Source organism: Nocardioides daeguensis (assembly GCF_019192965.1).
GTDB classification, from domain to species: domain Bacteria; phylum Actinomycetota; class Actinomycetes; order Propionibacteriales; family Nocardioidaceae; genus Nocardioides; species Nocardioides daeguensis.
Genome location: NZ_JAHTKU010000013.1, coordinates 1 through 17,681 on the forward strand (window position 1 = coordinate 1; position 17,681 = coordinate 17,681).

The 17,681-nt window shown below is 71.7% G+C and carries 15 protein-coding genes; 8 read left to right on the forward strand and 7 right to left on the reverse strand.

Translation table 11 applies throughout. The features are described from left to right. Window positions 1-65 precede the first annotated feature (65 nt). The 3 genes from KU893_RS11575 to KU893_RS11585 are packed head-to-tail and all read right to left on the reverse strand — an operon-like array spanning window position 66 to window position 3,599. Window positions 66-809, reverse strand: a complete 744-nt coding sequence (locus KU893_RS11575) for a succinate dehydrogenase/fumarate reductase iron-sulfur subunit (protein WP_218234523.1) — start codon at window positions 807-809, stop codon at window positions 66-68. Beyond that, window positions 806-2,869, reverse strand: coding sequence for a fumarate reductase/succinate dehydrogenase flavoprotein subunit (locus tag KU893_RS11580; RefSeq protein WP_218234524.1), 2,064 nt, complete (start codon window positions 2,867-2,869; stop codon window positions 806-808). Before KU893_RS11580 ends, KU893_RS11575 begins: the two co-directional genes overlap by 4 nt. A 13-nt stretch (window positions 2,870-2,882) precedes the next feature. Continuing rightward, the gene (locus tag KU893_RS11585) at window positions 2,883-3,599 is read right to left on the reverse strand and encodes a succinate dehydrogenase cytochrome b subunit (protein ID WP_257441599.1); all 717 of its coding nucleotides are present in this window, start codon (window positions 3,597-3,599) and stop codon (window positions 2,883-2,885) included. Between the two features lie 186 nt (window positions 3,600-3,785). Between KU893_RS11585 and KU893_RS11590 the strand changes: the two genes are divergently transcribed. Beyond that, complete coding sequence (locus KU893_RS11590) at window positions 3,786-6,077, forward strand: FdhF/YdeP family oxidoreductase (RefSeq protein ID WP_257441600.1); 2,292 nt, start codon at window positions 3,786-3,788, stop codon at window positions 6,075-6,077. On the opposite strand, the gene KU893_RS11595 is transcribed toward KU893_RS11590, so the two are convergent. After that, window positions 6,067-6,957: a LysR family transcriptional regulator gene (locus tag KU893_RS11595; protein WP_218234527.1), complete on the reverse strand. Its 891-nt coding sequence runs from the start codon at window positions 6,955-6,957 to the stop codon at window positions 6,067-6,069. The genes KU893_RS11590 and KU893_RS11595 overlap by 11 nt on opposite strands. 50 nt (window positions 6,958-7,007) lie before the next feature. Between KU893_RS11595 and KU893_RS11600 the strand changes: the two genes are divergently transcribed. Further along, window positions 7,008-7,640: a DUF1345 domain-containing protein gene (locus KU893_RS11600; RefSeq protein WP_257441601.1), complete on the forward strand. Its 633-nt coding sequence runs from the start codon at window positions 7,008-7,010 to the stop codon at window positions 7,638-7,640. A gap of 20 nt (window positions 7,641-7,660) precedes the next feature. Here KU893_RS11600 and KU893_RS11605 read toward each other — a convergent pair whose 3' ends face one another. Next, window positions 7,661-8,710, reverse strand: a complete 1,050-nt coding sequence (locus KU893_RS11605; protein ID WP_218234528.1) for a glycosyltransferase — start codon at window positions 8,708-8,710, stop codon at window positions 7,661-7,663. Window positions 8,711-8,804: 94 nt separating this feature from the next. Here KU893_RS11605 and KU893_RS11610 point away from each other — a divergent pair, with 94 nt between their 5' ends. Continuing rightward, the gene (locus tag KU893_RS11610) at window positions 8,805-9,182 is read left to right on the forward strand and encodes a glyoxalase superfamily protein (protein WP_218234529.1); all 378 of its coding nucleotides are present in this window, start codon (window positions 8,805-8,807) and stop codon (window positions 9,180-9,182) included. Between the two features lie 159 nt (window positions 9,183-9,341). On the opposite strand, the gene KU893_RS11615 is transcribed toward KU893_RS11610, so the two are convergent. Further along, complete coding sequence (locus KU893_RS11615; RefSeq protein WP_218234530.1) at window positions 9,342-9,752, reverse strand: hypothetical protein; 411 nt, start codon at window positions 9,750-9,752, stop codon at window positions 9,342-9,344. 236 nt (window positions 9,753-9,988) lie between these two features. Between KU893_RS11615 and KU893_RS11620 the strand changes: the two genes are divergently transcribed. Genes KU893_RS11620 through meaB form a run of 3 tightly spaced genes read left to right on the forward strand, consistent with a single transcriptional unit; the run spans window position 9,989 to window position 14,882 of the window. Then, window positions 9,989-11,722: a methylmalonyl-CoA mutase family protein gene (locus KU893_RS11620; protein WP_257441603.1), complete on the forward strand. Its 1,734-nt coding sequence runs from the start codon at window positions 9,989-9,991 to the stop codon at window positions 11,720-11,722. Then, on the forward strand, window positions 11,719-13,884 hold the full coding sequence (gene scpA / locus KU893_RS11625; RefSeq protein WP_218234532.1) for a methylmalonyl-CoA mutase: 2,166 nt from the start codon (window positions 11,719-11,721) through the stop codon (window positions 13,882-13,884). The genes KU893_RS11620 and scpA overlap by 4 nt, the downstream gene beginning before the upstream one ends. A 5-nt stretch (window positions 13,885-13,889) precedes the next feature. Further along, window positions 13,890-14,882 carry a methylmalonyl Co-A mutase-associated GTPase MeaB gene (meaB, locus tag KU893_RS11630; RefSeq protein WP_372449693.1) on the forward strand — a complete coding sequence of 331 codons (993 nt, stop codon included), beginning with the start codon at window positions 13,890-13,892 and terminating at the stop codon, window positions 14,880-14,882. A gap of 15 nt (window positions 14,883-14,897) precedes the next feature. Here meaB and KU893_RS11635 read toward each other — a convergent pair whose 3' ends face one another. Beyond that, window positions 14,898-15,773 carry a CE1 family esterase gene (locus KU893_RS11635; RefSeq protein WP_218234534.1) on the reverse strand — a complete coding sequence of 292 codons (876 nt, stop codon included), beginning with the start codon at window positions 15,771-15,773 and terminating at the stop codon, window positions 14,898-14,900. 71 nt (window positions 15,774-15,844) lie between these two features. Between KU893_RS11635 and KU893_RS11640 the strand changes: the two genes are divergently transcribed. Next, entirely contained in the window at window positions 15,845-17,047 is a 1,203-nt protein-coding gene (locus KU893_RS11640) for an amidohydrolase (protein WP_257441604.1), read from the forward strand. A 39-nt stretch (window positions 17,048-17,086) separates the two neighbouring features. Next, window positions 17,087-17,620, forward strand: coding sequence for a DUF3060 domain-containing protein (locus KU893_RS11645; protein ID WP_218234535.1), 534 nt, complete (start codon window positions 17,087-17,089; stop codon window positions 17,618-17,620). Window positions 17,621-17,681: the final 61 nt, after the last annotated feature.

Below are 17,681 nucleotides of genomic sequence, written 5' to 3' on the forward strand. Positions count from 1 at the left end.
TGTGAAACAGGGCGCCCGCCCCGGCCCCACGGGGCGGCGCGGGCCCGGCCGCGGACGGGGAGCGGTCAGTGACCGTTCTTCAGCGCGGTGCGCAGGTCCTTGTTGAGCTGCGAGATCACGTCGAGCGGGATCTCCTTCGGGCAGGCCGCGGCGCACTCACCGATGTTGGTGCAGCCACCGAAGCCCTCGTGGTCGTGCTGGCCGACCATGTCGACGACGCGCGACCAGCGCTCCGGCTGCCCCTGCGGCAGCTCGCCGAGGTGGGTGATCTTCGCACCCAGGAACAGCGAGGCGGAGCCGTTGGGGCAGGCGGCGACGCAGCCGCCGCAGCCGATGCAGGTCGCGACGTTGAACGCCCGCATCGCCTTGTCGCGCGGCGCCGGCACCGAGTTGGCCTCGGGGGCCGAGCCGGTGTTGGCCGAGATGTAGCCGCCGGCCTGGATGATCCGGTCGAACGCGGAGCGGTCGACGACCAGGTCCTTGAGCACCGGGAACGGCTCGGCGCGCCACGGCTCGATGGTGATGGTGTCGCCGTCGTTGAACGAGCGCATGTGCAGCTGGCAGGTCGTGGTGACCTCCGGGCCGTGCGCCTGGCCGTTGATCATCAGCGAGCACATGCCGCAGATGCCCTCACGACAGTCGCTGTCGAACGCGACCGGCTCCTCGCCGCTGGTGACCAGCTGCTCGTTGAGCAGGTCGAGCATCTCCAGGAAGGACATGTCGGAGGAGACGCCGTCGAGCTCGTAGGTGTGCATCGCACCCTTGGCTGCGGCGTTCTCCTGACGCCAGACCTTGAGCGTGATTTTCACTTGTAGCTCCTCTGCTTGAGCTCGATAGCGGTGTAGATCAGGTCTTCCTTGTGCAGCACCGGCTTGCCACCCTCGTTGGAGTCGCCGCCCCACTCCCACGCCGCGACGTAGGCGAACTCCTCGTCGTGGCGCAGCGCCTCGCCGTCCTCGGTCTGCGACTCGGCCCGGAAGTGACCGCCGCAGGACTCGCGCCGGTTGAGGGCGTCGATGCACATGAGCTCGCCGAGCTCGATGAAGTCGGCGACGCGGTTGGCCTTCTCGAGGTCCTGGTTGAGCGAGTCGGGGGAGCCGAGCACGCGGACGTTGGTCCAGAACTCCTTGCGGAGCTCCTTGATCTTCTCGATCGCGAGCTTGAGGCCCTCCTCGGTGCGCTCCATGCCGCAGTACTCCCACATGATCGCGCCGAGCTCCTTGTGGATCGACTCGACCGAGCGGGTTCCGTTGATCGACATCAGCTTGGCGACGCGCTCGTTGACCGCGTCCAGCGCGGCCTTGACCTCGGGGTGGCTGTCGTCGATCTTCTCGAACGGGCCGTCGGCGAGGTACTCGCGGATGGTGTTCGGGAGGACGAAGTAGCCGTCGGCGAGTCCCTGCATCAGGGCCGAGGCGCCGAGGCGGTTGGCGCCGTGGTCGGAGAAGTTGGCCTCACCGGTCACGAACAGGCCGTCGATGTTGGAGCGGAGCTCGTAGTCGACCCACAGGCCGCCCATGACGTAGTGGACGGCGGGGTAGATGCGCATCGGCACCTCGTACGGGTTCTCGCCCGTGATCCGCTCGTACATGTCGAGGAGGTTGTCGTACTTCTCCTCGACGCCGTCCTTGCCGAGACGCTTGATCGCGTCGGCGAAGTCGAGGTAGACGCCGCGGCGCACCATCTTGGTGGTGCCGTCGGGCTGCTGCTCCTCGATCGCGGGACCGACGCCGCGGCCCTCGTCGCACATGTACTTGGCCGCCCGCGAGGCGATGTCGCGGGGGACCAGGTTGCCGAACGACGGGTAGATCCGCTCGAGGTAGTAGTCGCGGTCCTCCTCGGGGATGTCGCGCGGGTCCTTGTCGCAGTCCTCGGCCTTCTTGGGCACCCAGATCCGGCCGTCGTTGCGCAGCGACTCCGACATCAGCGTCAGCTTCGACTGGTGCGCGCCCGAGATCGGGATGCAGGTCGGGTGGATCTGCGTGTAGCAGGGGTTGGCCATGTAGGCGCCCTTGCGGTGCGCACGCCACGCCGCCATCACGTTGGAGCCCATCGCGTTGGTCGACAGGTAGAAGACGTTGCCGTAGCCGCCGGAGGCGAGCACGACGACGTCGGCGAGGTGGGTCTCGATCTCGCCGCTCACCATGTCGCGCGCGACGATGCCGCGGGCCTTGCCGTCGATCACGATCAGGTCGAGCATCTCGTGGCGGGTGAACTGCTCGACCGTGCCGGCCGCCACCTGGCGCTCCATGGCCTGGTAGGCGCCGATGAGCAGCTGCTGGCCCGTCTGGCCCCGCGCGTAGAACGTGCGGGAGACCTGGACGCCGCCGAAGGAGCGGTTGTCGAGGAGGCCGCCGTACTCGCGGGCGAACGGGACGCCCTGCGCGACGCACTGGTCGATGATGTTGGCCGAGACCTCGGCGAGGCGGTAGACGTTCGACTCGCGCGAGCGGTAGTCGCCGCCCTTCACGGTGTCGTAGAAGAGGCGGTACGTCGAGTCGCCGTCCTCGCGGTAGTTCTTGGCCGCGTTGATGCCGCCCTGGGCGGCGATCGAGTGCGCCCGGCGCGGGGAGTCCTGGTAGCAGAACGACTTCACGTTGTAGCCGGCCTCGCCGAGCGTGGCAGCGGCGGCGCCACCGGCCAGGCCGGTGCCGACGATGATGATGTCGAGCTTGCGGCGGTTGGCCGGGTTGACCAGGCGGTTCTCGAACTTGCGGGTGGTCCAGCGCTCGGCGATCGGGCCGGTGGGCGCGTTGGTGTCGACCAGCTTCTCGCCGAGCTCGTAGTAGCCCGCGGCGTCGTCGGAGGTCTGGACCGACGGCTCGTTGGTCGGGGTGAGACCGGGGAGGTAGTGAGTTCCTGCAGCCATGTTCGTTGGCCCCTTACTTCTCGATGATGCCGACGAGCACGGACAGCGGGACCAGCGAGAAGCCGCCGGCGACCACGATGGCGACGACCCAGCCGGCCGCGCGGGCACGGGCCCGCGACGTGGCCGAGTTGGTGAAGCCCAGCGTCTGCAGCGAGCTGAAGGTGCCGTGGTGGAGGTGGAGGCCGAGGGCCACCATCGCCAGCAGGTAGATGACCGTCATCCACCAGGTGTCGAAGGTGTCGACGACGAGGGCGTACGGGTTGGTGCCGCCGGTGTCGCCGTTGCTCGGGTTGATCTTGACGATGGTGAAGTTGAGCAGGTGCCACACGATGAAGAACAGGATCGCGACGCCGCCCCAGCGCATGGTGCGCGAGGAGAGCGACGAGCCGGCGTTCCTCTTGACGACGTACTTCACCGGGCGGGCCTTGGCCGCGCGGCTGGCGAGGATCGCCGCGCACGCGATGTGCACGATGACGGCGACGATGAGGCCGACGCGCATGATCCAGAGGAAGCCCTCGTGGGGGAGCATCGGCTCCCCGAGCTCGCGCAGGTGGTGGGCGTACTCGTTGAACGAGTCCTCCCCTGCGAAGGCCTTGAGGTTGCCGTACATGTGCCCCAGCACGAAGCCGATGAACAGCAGGCCGCTCACGGCCATGAGCAATTTCAGGGCGATGGTCGTGCGTGCTGCACGGCTGCCCTTCACCAGTTGAGGACGCGTCGTCGATGCCACGGGGGGCCACGCTACTCCCGCTACTGACCGGTAGGTGACGCGGATCATGTGAGATAGGCACGTAAGGCAAGCCTTACTCGCCCGGCGAGCGTTCCGGCGAGCACGCCGATCGCGATCAACGTTGCTTATCAAGCCATGGGACCAGTGATGTTTGACGAGGCGGATCGTGCGAGAGACCCTGCGGGGGTGAGCAAGACGCGGCCGGACGTGGATCCCCCAGACGACCTCACGGTCACCCCGCCGAAGACCTACGCCGCCGGCGTCCCCGGCGTCGCCCACGCGATGGAGTACTCCCTGGCCCAGGCCGGCCCGAGGCGGACGCTGCTCACCCTGCTCAGCCTCAACCAATCCGAGGGCATCGACTGCCCGGGCTGCGCGTGGCCGGACCCGAAGCACCGCCACAAGAACGAGTACTGCGAGAACGGCGCCAAGCACGTCACCGACGAGGCCACGACCCGCCGGGTGACCCGGGAGCTCTTCGCGGCGCACTCCGTGGCGGAGCTCGACACCAAGTCCGACATGTGGCTCAACCAGCAGGGCCGGTTGACCGAGCCGATGGTGAAGCGGCCCGGCGGGACCCACTACGAACCGATCGGCTGGGACGAGGCCCTCGGCCTCGTCGCCGACGAGCTCAACGCGCTCGGCTCGCCCGACGAGGCGATGTTCTACACCTCGGGCCGGCTCAGCAACGAGGCCGCCTTCCTGTTGCAGCTCTTCGCCCGCTCCTACGGCACCAACAACCTGCCGGACTGCTCGAACATGTGCCACGAGTCGAGCGGCTCCGGGTTGGGGGAGACCCTCGGCGTCGGCAAGGGCAGCGTCTCGCTCGACGACATCCACGAGGCCGACCTGGTCTTCGTCGTCGGCCAGAACCCGGGCACGAACCACCCCCGGATGCTGACCGCGCTCGAGGAGACCAAGCGCAACGGCGGTCGGGTGATCGCGGTCAACCCGCTGCCCGAGGCCGGCCTGATCCGGTTCAAGAACCCGCAGAAGGCGCGCGGCGTCGTCGGCCGCGGTACGCCGATCGCCGACGTCTTCCTCAAGATCCGCCCCGGCGGCGACCTCGCCCTGTTCCAGATGCTCAACCGGCTGCTGCTCGAGGCCGAGGACGCGGCTCCCGGCACCGTGCTCGACCACGCCTACATCGGAGCCCACACGATCGGCTTCGAGGAGTTCGCCGCCCACACCCGCACCGTCACCTGGGAGCACGTCCTCGAGGCGACCGGGCTGACCCGCGCGGAGATCGAGGGGGTGCACCGCGAGGTGCTCGCCGCCCAGAAGGTCATCGTGTGCTGGGCGATGGGCCTGACCCAGCACCGGCACGGCGTCCCCACGATCCGCGAGCTGGTCAGCTTCCTGCTGCTGCGCGGCAACCTCGGCCGTCCCGGCGCGGGCGTGTGCCCGGTGCGCGGGCACAGCAACGTCCAGGGCGACCGGACGATGGGCATCTGGGAGCGGGCTCCCGACAGCTTCCTCGACGCGCTGGGCCGCGAGTTCTCCTTCGAGCCGCCGCGTCACCACGGCTACGACTCCGTCGCGGGCGTCCGCGCGATGCGCGACGGGAAGGCGCGTGTCTTCGTCGGCGTGGCCGGGAACTTCGTGCGGGCCATGTCTGACAGTGACGTGACCGAGGCCGCCCTGCGGGCGTGCTCCCTCACCGTGCAGATCTCGACCAAGCTCAACCGGTCGCACACCGTGTGCGGCGAGACCGCGCTGATCCTCCCGACACTGGGCCGCAGCGATCGCGACGTCCAGGCGAGCGGCGAGCAGTTCGTGACCGTCGAGGACTCGATGAGCGAGGTCCACCAGTCCCGCGGCCGGCTCGACCCCGCCTCGCCCGACCTGCTCAGCGAGGTCGCGATCATCAGCCGGCTGGCCCGGCGCACCCTCGGCGAGGGCGGCGCCATCCCCTGGGAGGAATTCGAGGCCGACTACGCGTCGATCCGCGACCGGATCGCCCGCGTGGTGCCGGGCTTCGACGACTTCAACGCGCGCGTCGCCGTACCGGGCGGTTTCCGGCTGCCGAACCCGGTCAACGAGAACCGCTTCCCGACACCGAGCGGCAAGGCCGTCTTCACCTGCAACGACCTCGACATGATCGCGCCGCCGCCCGGGCACCTGGTGCTGCAGAGCCTGCGCTCCCACGACCAGTGGAACACCATCCCCTACGCGATGAACGACCGCTACCGCGGCATCCACGACGCCCGCCGCATCGTCATGGTCAACCCCGACGACCTCGCCGAGCTCGGCCTCGCCGACCGCGACCTGGTCGACATCGTCAGCATCTGGACCGACGGCAGCGAGCGTCGGGCCGAGGGCTTCCGGGTCGTCGCCTACCCGGCGGCGCGCGGCTCGGCAGCGTCCTACTACCCGGAGACCAACGTGCTCGTCCCGCTGGACAGCGTGGCGGAGGTCAGCAACACGCCCACGTCCAAGGGCGTGATCGTGCGGCTGGAGCCGGCCCTCAGCCGCTGAGGTCGATCCCGCGCGCGGCCTCGACCAGCGCCCGGGCCAGCAGCGACTCCGGTCCGTGGCCGGGCAGGACGAGGCCGACCTGGTGGGTACGCCGCGGCTTCGGCAGCGGGATAACCCGCAGCCCCTCGGGCACCCCGAAGGTCGGCAGCCAGGCGTGCGGCACCACGCTGGACAGGCCCATCGACGCGACGTGCGCGTAGAGCGCCGACACGGTGTCGGTCTCCACCACGACGGTGCTGTCGATGCCGGTGTCGGCGAGGTGGCCGTCGATGATCCGCCGGTTCTGCATGTCGGCGGTCAGCAGGCACAGCGGTGCGCGGGCGGCCTCCTCCCAGGTCACCGACTCGGCCGCTCCGTGCTCGCCGTCGGCCGGGGTCAGGAAGTGGTAGCGCTCCCGGTAGAGCGGCACGACGCGCACCTTGCCGAGCGGCTCGCCGTCGACGTACGTCATGCCGACGTCGATGTCGAAGTCGTTGAGCCGGCGCACGATCTCGCGCGACGACATCGACAGCAGCGAGAACGTGGTCAGCGGGTGCTGCTCGCGCATCGGCGTGGTCAGCTGCGAGGCCACGGTGAGGGCGGTCGGGATCGCGCCGATCCGCAGGGTGCCGGTGAGGCCGCCCCGCATGGCCGCGATCGTCTGGTCCAAGGAGTCGCGCTCGGCCAGCATCCGCTGCGCCCAGTGCAGGACCTGCATGCCCTCGGGAGTGAAGCCCTCGAACCGCTGGCCCCGCTTGACGACCTGCACGCCGAGCTCCTGCTCGAGCTTGCGGATGCCCGCCGACAGCGCGGGCTGGGTCACGTGGCAGGCCTCGGCGGCCCGGCCGAAGTGGCCCTCGCGCGCCAGCGCGGCGAGGTACTCCAGGCGGCGCAGCAGCATGGCCGTCACCCTACGGCGCAGCCCGCTTCGCACGCCCTAGTCTCGGTGGCGTGAAGCGCCCGCCCCTGATCGCCACCGCATGGCCGCGGCTGCTGTCGGCCGTGGGAGCCGGTGGCGGGGCGGCGCTGCTCGGCTCGCTCGTCGACATGCAGCTGGGCGTGCTCCTGGCCATCGCCGTCGCGGGACTCGTCTACGTGGTCTTCGGCTGGGTCGTGCTGTGGCCCATGGATGCCGCGGCCACCCGGGTCAACGCCACCCACGAGGACCTCAGCCCCGGCGTCGACGAGGTCGTCATCGGTGCGGCGGCCCTCGGTGGCCTCGGCGGCGTGGTCGCCCTGCTGCTGGCCGGCAGCTCGGTCACCGGCCGTGCGGACGCGGCCGTCGCACTGGGCGGGGTGTTCGCCGCCTGGGCCTCCCTGCACCTGATGTACTCCACCCGCTACGCGCACCTCTACTACACCGACGTCCCGGGCGGGATCGACTTCAACACCATCGAGCCGCCGGCGTTCCGGGACTTCCTCTACTTCAGCTACAACCTCGGGATGACCTACCAGGTCTCCGACACCGCCGTGCAGAACGGAGCGATCCGCGCGGTGGTGCTGCGGCACTGTCTGCTCTCGTACGTCTTCGGCGCGGCGATCATCGCCACGACCATCAACCTGGTCGTGGGCATCGTCAGCTGACGGGTCCGGCGCGCCCGGGCTCAGGCGACGACCGGCGCCGGAGCGGGGTACGCCGCTGCGACCAGCTCGTCGACCGCGTCGGCCCAGGTACGGCGCAACGCCCGCTCCCGGCCGGCCGCACCCAGCAGGTGGCGGTGCGGGTCGGCCGCCACCGCGGCCACGGCCCGGACCAGGTCGCGGGAGTCGCCGGCGTCGTACAGGACGCCGGTCTCGAGGTGGTCGACCACCCCGACGGCACCGCCGGCCCGCGGGGCGACGACGGGAACACCGGACGCGCCCGCCTCGCGCAGCGCGTGACAGTCGGTCTCGTGCTCGCCGGGGTGGACCAGCATGTCGAGAGTCGGCAGCGCGACGGTCAGGTCACCCACCGACAGCGGGCCGGTGAACCGGGCGTGGGGCAGGCGCCGGGCCAGCCACTCGCGGTCCGGGCCGGCGCCGACCACGACGAGCCGGATGCCGGGGACGTCGGCCAGCGCCGCCAAGCGCCGTACGCCGGCCGCCTTGTGCAGCCCGCCGACGTAGCCGACGACGACCTGGCCGGTGCCGGACCTCGACCGCGACCAGGACTGGTGCAGCCACGGGTCGCGCAGGGTCGGGGTGAACGCGAGCGGGTCGACGCCCGGCTCCCAGAGCGTGGCCTCGACGCCGAGCTCGGCGGCCCGGCCCACCATCCACGACGAGGTCACCAGGACCCGGTCGGCGCGGTCGGCGACCTTGGCCCGCCAGTAGTCGGCGGCCAGGTCGAGGACGGGCGACTGCTCGACGGCCAGGGTCGGGACGCCCGCGCGGCCGGCGTGCTTGAGCGCCTTGCGGCCCACGGCACGGGGGGAGTGGACCTGCACCAGGTCGGGCGCGAACTCCTCGATCGCGTCGCGCACCTGGGCGCCGGTCGGCTCGAGCGGGCGGACGCGGACCACGTCGCAGCCGCGGTAGCTCGCCAGGCCCGGGCCCGGCGCGATGATCCGCACCGTGTGGCCCCGGTCGACCAACCGGTCGACCGTCGCCTTCAGGGTCGTGGTGGTGCAGTCGAGTGCCGGGTAGAACGACTCGGTGGCCAGGACGATCCTCATGGCGCCAACGCTGCGCGGTCGACATGGCGGGACGCCACCGGCCGGGTTGCGTCGGGGTGAACGGTTGTCGGTGCTCATGCCTAGCGTGGTGGCCATGGACATGAAGCTCGAGCTGGTGACCGTTCCCGTGACCGACGTCGACCGGGCCAAGGAGTTCTACGTCCGGGCCGGCTTCCACGCCGACCACGACCACACGGTCAGCGAGGAGGTCCGGTTCGTGCAGCTCACGCCACCCGGTTCAGCCTGCTCGATCGCGATCGGCAAGGGCTTGACGGGCATGGCGCCGGGGTCGCTGGACAACCTGCAGATGGTGGTCGCCGATGCCGACGCGACCCGCGCGGACCTCACCGGGCGCGGCATCGAGGTGACGCCGGTGCAGGACCTGCCGTGGGGACGCTTCGTCTCCTTCGCCGACCCGGACGGCAACCGGTGGTCGCTCCAGCAGCTGCCCGACTGGTCCGCGAACGCCTGAGGCCGCCGGTTCGCGCGCGGCCGGCTTTCGTCCCGTTCCGGGTAGCGCGGTTGATCCCATCAACCAGGTTGACGCGATCCACCGCGATCACCAGATCATGCGGCTCTTGCGACATCGCAACCCGCTGACACCCACCAGCCGGACCGGTGGATCAGCCTCTCACTCGCCGCCCACGGTCCGTGCCGGCAGCTGGCCCGCCTCGATGGCACGGGCGAGCGTGCGGATCTGCTCGCCGCTCTCGCGCCAGCCACCGGACGGGGCGTCCCACCAGATGGTGAAGCCCCGGCGCGCCTCGATCGTCCAGTGCGCGCCGAACGTGACCCGGGCGAGCGCGGCGAACGGGATGAGCAGCAGGAGCAGCAGGAACTCGAAGGCCACGAACAGCGCCAGGAGGATGAACGGCAGCGCGATGATCAGCAGGATGATCGCGATGATCGCGCTCACCGGGTCGTCGCCGAGGCCGTTGAGCCCGTCGAAGTGACCGGAGTCCGGCGCCCGCAGCCGTCGCCGCCACGGCACCCAGCGCCGCGTCACTCGCCAGGTCTGGCCCTCGGGGTCACGCACCTTCACGCGGTGGATCGTAGGGGGTGGGCGGTGGCGCCGCGGGCTCTTCGGGACCGAGCCCACGGCGGCGCGGCCGCCAGGGCAGCCAGCGGCGGGTGACCCGCCAGGTCCGGCCCTCGGGATCGCGCACCTTCATGGACAGAACCTAGCGGCCGTTTGGCAGCCCTCCGGCTACCACCGGGTAGCCGGAGATATCTCACACCTCGGTGACAGAGGCGCTGTCACGGATAGGCTTGCCCCTTGTGACTGACTCGCCCCTGACGTTGGCGCAGCCCGAGGACGCGCACACGCGCGCCGAGTGGGAGGCCGCCACCGCCGCCGTGCTGCGCAAGACGCGCAAGCTCGGCGACAGCGACCCCGACAGCGCCGTGTGGGACAGGCTGACCCGCACCACCCTCGACGGCATCGGCATCACGCCGCTCGGCCTGCCCGGCGCTCCCGCAACGGCTGTGCGTCCCACCCGCCACGGCGCGTGGGACATCCGCAGCCTGGTCGCCGGCCCCGACGCCAGGCTCGCCAACGAGGCGGCCCTGGTCGACCTCGACGGTGGCGTGACCAGCCTGTGGCTGGCAGCCGACGCCGACACCGACGTGGCCGCGACGCTGAAGGACGTGCTGCTCGACCTCGCGCCCGTCGTCCTCGACGCCCCGTCGGCCACGACCGCGGTCGCCGAGGCCTTCTTGGCCCTGCCCGGTGCCAAGCACCCCGACAGCAACCTCGGCATCGACCCGCTCGGCGTCATGCTGCGCGACATCCCGCTGGCGGTCGACGAGGCCGTCGCGGAGCTGCAGACGCTGGCTCGCAAGGCGAACCAGAACGACGTCCGTGCGATCGTCGTCGACGCCACCGCGGCCCACGACCTCGGCGCCAGTGACGCGCAGGAGCTCGGCTGGTCGATCGCCGTCGGCGTCGCCTACCTGCGCTGGCTGACCGACCACGGCCTCTCGGTCGCGGACGCGGCCCACCAGGTCGAGTTCCGCTACGCCGCCACCGACGAGCAGTTCCCGACCATCGCCAAGCTGCGCGCGGCGCGCGTGCTCTGGGCGCGGGTGCTCGAGCTCAGCGGGGTCGAGGCGCCGGTCGCCCAGCGCCAGCACGCTGTCACCAGCCGGCCGATGCTCAGCAAGTACGACCCCTACGTCAACATGCTGCGCGGCACCGTCGCGGCCTTCGCCGCCGGAGTCGGCGGCGCCGACGCGGTCACGGTGCTGCCGTTCGACAGCGCCAACGGCCGTCCCGACGCCTTCGGCCGCCGGATCGCCCGCAACGTCAACCACCTGCTCATCGACGAGTCCCACGTCGCCGCGGTCGCCGACCCGGCCGGCGGTGCGTACGCCGTCGAGCAGCTCACCGCCGACCTCGCCGCGGCCGGCTGGGCGGAGTTCCAGCAGCTCGAGTCCGAGTGGGAGGACGGCCACGACTTCGACCCGTTCCGGGCCCGGATCGCCGCCGTCGTCGCGAAGCGGGAGGCCGACATCGCGCGTCGCAAGCGCCCCCTGACCGGCCTCAGCGAGTTCCCCAACCTCGGTGAGACCCTGCCCGAGCGCGCCGCCGACCCGCTCAACGACCGGGTCCGCCGCTACGGCGCCTCCTTCGAGGCGCTGCGCGACGAGCCGGCCACCCAGCCGGTCTTCCTCGCCACGCTGGGCACCATCGCCCAGCACACCGCCCGCGCCACCTTCGTGAGCAACCTGCTCGCCGCCGGTGGCATCGCGGTCGAGGTCGCGGGCGCGACCTCCGGCGTCGAGGAGCTGGTGGCGGCGTACGCCGGGCAGCCGGTCGTGTGCCTGGCCGGCACCGACGCCGCCTACGGGGAGTGGGGTGCCGCCGCGATCGCCGCCCTGCGCGAGGCCGGTGCCCAGCACGTGATCATCGCCGGCAAGCCGGACGCCGTGGACGCGGAGGTCGACGACGCCGCCGCCCTGGGTGTCGACGCCCTGGCGTTCCTGACTGCGACGAGGGAGAAGCTGGCATGACGATTCCGAAGAGCTTCGCGGGACTCCCGCTCGGCGGTTCCGAGGCTCGCAAGCTCGCACCGTCACCTGCCCACGCCGAGGCCTGGAAGAGTCCCGAGGGCATCGAGATCGCGCCGTCGTACGGCCCTGAGGACCTCGCGGGCCTCGACGCGCTCGACACCTACCCGGGCCTGAGCCCGTTCCTGCGCGGGCCGTACCCGACCATGTACACCACGCAGCCGTGGACGATCCGGCAGTACGCCGGCTTCTCCACCGCGGAGGAGTCCAACGCCTTCTACCGCCGCAACCTCGCGGCCGGCCAGAAGGGCCTCTCGGTCGCCTTCGACCTCGCGACCCACCGCGGCTACGACTCCGACCACCCGCGGGTGCGCGGCGACGTCGGCATGGCCGGCGTGGCGATCGACTCCATCTACGACACCCGGACCCTGTTCGACGGCATCCCGCTTGACCAGATGTCGGTGTCGATGACGATGAATGGCGCGGTCCTCCCGGTGCTCGCGCTCTACATCGCGGCGGCCGAGGAGCAGGGGGTGAAGCCGGAGCAGCTGAGCGGGACCATCCAGAACGACATCCTCAAGGAGTTCATGGTCCGCAACACCTACATCTACCCGCCGGCTCCGTCGATGCGGATCATCTCCGACATCTTCGCGTTCACCAGCCAGAAGATGCCGCGGTTCAACTCGATCTCGATCTCCGGCTACCACATGCAGGAGGCCGGGGCGACCGCCGACCTCGAGCTCGCCTACACGCTGGCCGACGGCGTCGAGTACATCCGCGCGGGTCTCGAGTCGGGCCTGACCATCGACCAGTTCGCGCCCCGCCTCAGCTTCTTCTGGGCGATCGGCATGAACTTCTACATGGAGGTCGCCAAGATGCGCGCGGCCCGGGCGCTGTGGAGCCGGCTGGTCCGCCAGTTCGACCCGCAGAACCCGAAGTCGCTGTCGCTGCGCACCCACTCGCAGACCTCCGGCTGGTCGCTGACCGCCCAGGACGTCTTCAACAACGTCGGCCGGACGGCGATCGAGGCGATGGCCGCGACCCAGGGCCACACCCAGTCGCTGCACACCAACGCGCTGGACGAGGCGATCGCGCTGCCGACCGACTTCTCCGCCCGCATCGCCCGCAACACCCAGCTGCTGCTGCAGCAGGAGAGCGGGACGACGTACTCCATCGACCCGTGGGCCGGTTCCTACTACGTCGAGAAGCTGACCCACGACCTCGCCGAGCGCGCGTGGGCGCACATCCAGGAGGCCGAGGCCGCCGGCGGCATGGCCGCCGCGATCGAGCAGGGCATCCCCAAGATGCGCATCGAGGAGGCCGCCGCCCGCACCCAGGCGCGGATCGACTCGGGCTCGCAGAAGGTCATCGGCGTCAACACCTTCCGGCTGCCGGCCGAGGACCCGCTGGAGGTCCTCAAGGTCGACAACGACGAGGTCTACCGCCAGCAGGTCGCCAAGCTCGAGCGGCTGCGCGCCGAGCGCGACAGCGACGACGTCGAGGCCGCCCTGCACGCGCTCACCCGCAGCGCCGAGAGCGGCGACGGCAACCTGCTCGACCTGGCCGTCGGCGCGGCGCGCGCCAAGGCCACGGTCGGCGAGATCTCCGAGGCTCTCGAGAAGGTCTACGGGCGGCACCAGGCCGTGATCCGTACGATCAGCGGCGTGTACCGCGACGAGGCCAACCTGGCCAACGACGGCGAGGGGGACACCCTCGTCACGCAGGCCCGGCAGGCGACCGACGAGTTCGCCGAGGACGAGGGCCGCCGGCCCCGCATCCTGGTGGCCAAGATGGGCCAGGACGGCCACGACCGCGGCCAGAAGGTCGTCGTGTCGGCGTTCGCCGACCTCGGCTTCGACGTCGACGTGGGCCCGCTGTTCTCCACGCCCGAGGAGGTCGCGCAGCAGGCGATCGACGCCGACGTGCACATCGTCGGTGTGTCGTCGCTCGCCGCCGGCCACCTCACCCTGCTCCCCGCGCTGAAGAAGGCGCTGGCCGAGCAGGGCCGTGACGACATCATGGTCGTCATCGGAGGCGTGATCCCGCCGGACGACGTCCCGACCCTCAAGGAGATGGGCGCCGCCGCGGTGTTCCTTCCCGGCACGGTGATCGCGGAGTCCGCGCTCGACCTGCTGGCGAGGCTGCGCGCGTCGCTCGGTCACTGATGGTGATGCAGGTCGACGACCTGCTCGACGGGCTGCGTGCCGGGCACCGCGCCACCATGGCGCGGGCCATCACGCTCGTCGAGTCGACCGCGCCGCGCCACCGGCAGACCGCGCGGGAGCTGCTCACCCGACTGGCGGCGGACGCCTCGACCGCGGGGCGGCCGCCCGCCGTCCGGGTCGGCATCTCCGGCGTGCCCGGCGTCGGCAAGTCGACCTTCATCGAGGCGCTCGGCGGCCAGCTGACGGCCGCCGGGCACAAGGTCGGTGTCCTCGCCGTCGACCCGTCCTCGGTGCGCACCGGCGGCTCGGTGCTCGGCGACAAGACCCGGATGGCCACGCTCTCGGCCCACCCGAACGCGTTCATCCGGCCTTCGCCGTCCGCGGGCACCCTCGGCGGCGTCGCTCGCGCGACCACCCAGGCGATGGCGGTCCTCGAGGCCGCCGGGTACGACGTCGTGCTGGTCGAGACCGTCGGCGTCGGTCAGTCCGAGGTGACCGTGGCCGGCATGGTCGACACCTTCTTGTTCCTCACCCTGGCCCGCACCGGCGACCAGCTGCAGGGCATCAAGAAGGGCATCTTGGAGATCGCCGACGTCATCGCGGTCAACAAGGCCGACCCGGACGACCCGGCGCGCGAGCAGGAGGCCCGGGTCGCCGCGCGCGACCTGGCCGGGGCGCTGCGCCTGGTCCGTGGACACGCCGAGTGGGCGCCGCCGGTCGTCACCTGCTCCGGTCTCACCGGTGCCCGGGTCGACGAGGTGTGGGCCCAGGTCCTGCTGCACCGCGAGCACCTCGGCGCCGACGGGCTCGCCCACAAGCGGGCCGAGCAGCAGCTCGACTTCACCTGGGCGCTGGTGCGCGACGAGCTCGACCAGCGGCTGCGGCACAGCGCCGGGGTCAAGGCGGTCCAGGCCGACGTACGCGCGGCCCTGCTCGCCGGCGAGCTCACCGCCCCCCTCGCGGCGGACCGGCTGCTGGCGGCCTACGACGGCGGCTGAGGGGCGAGCGCGTGCTCACCCGCGGCCGGCGATGAACGACGAGATCGTCTCGGTGGCGTCGTCGGGCCAGGCGTGCCCGAGCCCCGGGTAGGTGCGCAGCACGACGCGGCGGCCCGACGGACAGGCGGCGGTGCGGACGATCACGTCACCGTCGTGGGAGAGCGTGTCCGGACCGCAGTCACCCGCCCGGCGCCACCGGTCGTGCAGCTCCTCGACCGGGAGCCCGTCGACCGGGTCGCTGCGCGGTCCGTAGGGATCACCCCGGTCGCCGTCGTAGCGCACGACCTCGTCGTCGGTGCCGTGCAGGTCGAGGACCGACAGGGCGGCCGGGGCCCGGCACTCGACGAGCGCCGTCGCGGCGACCACCGCCACACCGGCGAGCAGGTCGGTCTCGCAGGCGAGGCGCTGGGCGAGCATGCCGCCGTTGGACATCCCGACCGCGTACACCTGCCCCTGGTCGACGGGCAGGCTGGCGACCAGGGCCTGCAGGTACGCCACGTCGTGCACGCCTTCGCGACCCGCGGCGCCACAACAGCCGCCGCCCGCGTTCCAGGAACGGCGCCACCCGTCGGGGAAGACCGCGACGAAGCCGTGCCGCTCGGCGGCCGCATCCCAGTCGTACCGCGACTCCGACTGGGCTCCGGTGCCGTAGCCGCCGTGCAGCACCAGCACGGTGGGCGAGTCCCGGGTCGTGCCGGCGGGACGGTAGACGACGAACGCACGGTCGATGCCGTCGACGGACATGCTGTGCTCCGACCTGCCGACCGGGAGCGAACCGGATCCGTCCCACTGCGGCGCGCGGGAATCCGAGGGGGCCACGTCGCGGACGCAGGCAGCAGCCGGCAGCACAGCGGCCAGCAGGACCAGCGAGGACAGCCACCTGCGCACCATGGGCGCATTGTGCCAGCGACGGGAGCGTCCCTACGCGGTCCCGGACGGGCTCCGAGGCGTAGGTTTGTCATGTGTCCGCCGATCTTCCCGACAGCCCCGACGCGCTGGCGCTCGTCGCCTCCGTCGTCGACAAGTACGACGACGAGCTGGTCCAGCTGCGTCGTGACCTCCACCGCCACCCCGAGGTGTCCTGGCAGGAGCAGCGCACGTCCGATCGGGTGGTCGAGCACCTCGAGCGGCACGGTTGGCGGATCAGCCGGGTGCCGCGCAGCGGCGTCATCGCCGACCTGGGGGAGAGCGGTCCCACCGTCGCGCTGCGGGCCGACCTCGACGCGCTGCCCGTCGCCGACCTGACCAACCACCCGTGGACCAGCACCGTCCCCGGGCTCGCCCACGCCTGCGGGCACGACGTCCACACCAGCGCCCTCGTCGGGGCCGGCCACGCGCTCGCCGAGCTGCACGCCCAGGGCCTGCTCCGGGGCCGGGTCCGGCTGCTGTTCCAGCCGGCCGAGGAGGTCATGCCGGGCGGCGCGCGTCATTTGATCAACCACGGCGCCCTCGACGGTGTCGACCGGATCTTCGCCCTCCACTGCGACCCGTCGGTCGACGTGGGCGCGGTCGGCCTGCGCTCGGGCCCGATCACGAGCGCGGCCGACCGGATCGACGTACGGCTCGAGGGCAGCGGCGGGCACACCTCCCGCCCGCACCTGACCGGCGACCTGACCTTCGCGCTCGCGAAGATCACCAGCGAGCTGCCGGCGGTGCTGAGCCGGCGGATGGACCCGCGCGCCGGTGTCAGCGTCGTGTGGGGCATGCTCCGTGCCGGGTCGGCCGCCAACGTCATCCCCGACCGCGGCATCGCCAGCGGTACCGTGCGGATCCTCGACGCCGAGGCCTGGGCCTCGTGCGAGGCCGTGGTCCGCGAGGCGGTGCTCGACATCGTGCGGCCCTACGGCGTCACCGCCAACGTCGACTACCTCCAGGGCGTCCCGCCGGTCGTCAACGACCGGGTCAGCGTCGCGATGCTCGCCGCGGCCGCCGACGAACTGCTCGGCCTCCACCACCGCACCGAGGTCGAGCAGAGTCTCGGGGGAGAGGACTTCGGCTGGTACCTCGAGCAGGTTCCCGGCGCGATGTTCCGCCTCGGCACCCGCAGCCCCGGTGGCCCGACCTACGACCTGCACCAGGGCGACTTCGAGGTCGACGAGGCCGCGATCGGGTGCGGCGCCCGGATGCTCGCCGGTGTCGCGGTCAACGCCCTCGGGGGCCTCTGAGCGGGTTTCGGCCCGGCCACGCCCGGCAAGGGTGCACCCATGCCCCGCACCCCCCGCGCCCTCGCCGGCCTCGCCGCCCTCGTCGTTGCGGCCCCCACCGCCGCCCTCCTCCCGGCGTCCGCCCACGCCGCGGTGACCCTCGACTGCACCACCGGTCCGCTCACCCTGGCCGACAGCACCGAGGACTACGTGCTGACCGGTGCCTGCGGCGACGTCGTGGTGACCGGCAGCAACGTCACGGTCGCGCTGACCACGGCCGCGTCGCTGACCGTGACCGGAGCCAACACGGTCGTGCACGCCACCGCGGTGCCGACCGTCCGGGTGGAGGCGAGCAACGTGCTGGTGCGGGTGCCGACGCTGGGTCGGGCGAGGCTCGTCGGCGCCAACAACGCGGTGGTCGGCGAGAAGGGCACGAAGGTCACCGTCCGGGGCGCCAACAACCGCGTGACGTACCGCTCGCTGCGCGCGGTCGTCGTCCGCGGCCCCAACAACACGGTCAAGGTCCGCGTCGGCACCACCAAGGTGCGGGTCAAGGGCGCCAACAACGTGGTGCGGGTGCACCGCCGCGGCTGACGCTCACCGCGGGCTCGCAGGCCGCGCCGCGCCCGGTCACCGTCCCGGCAGCACCTCACCC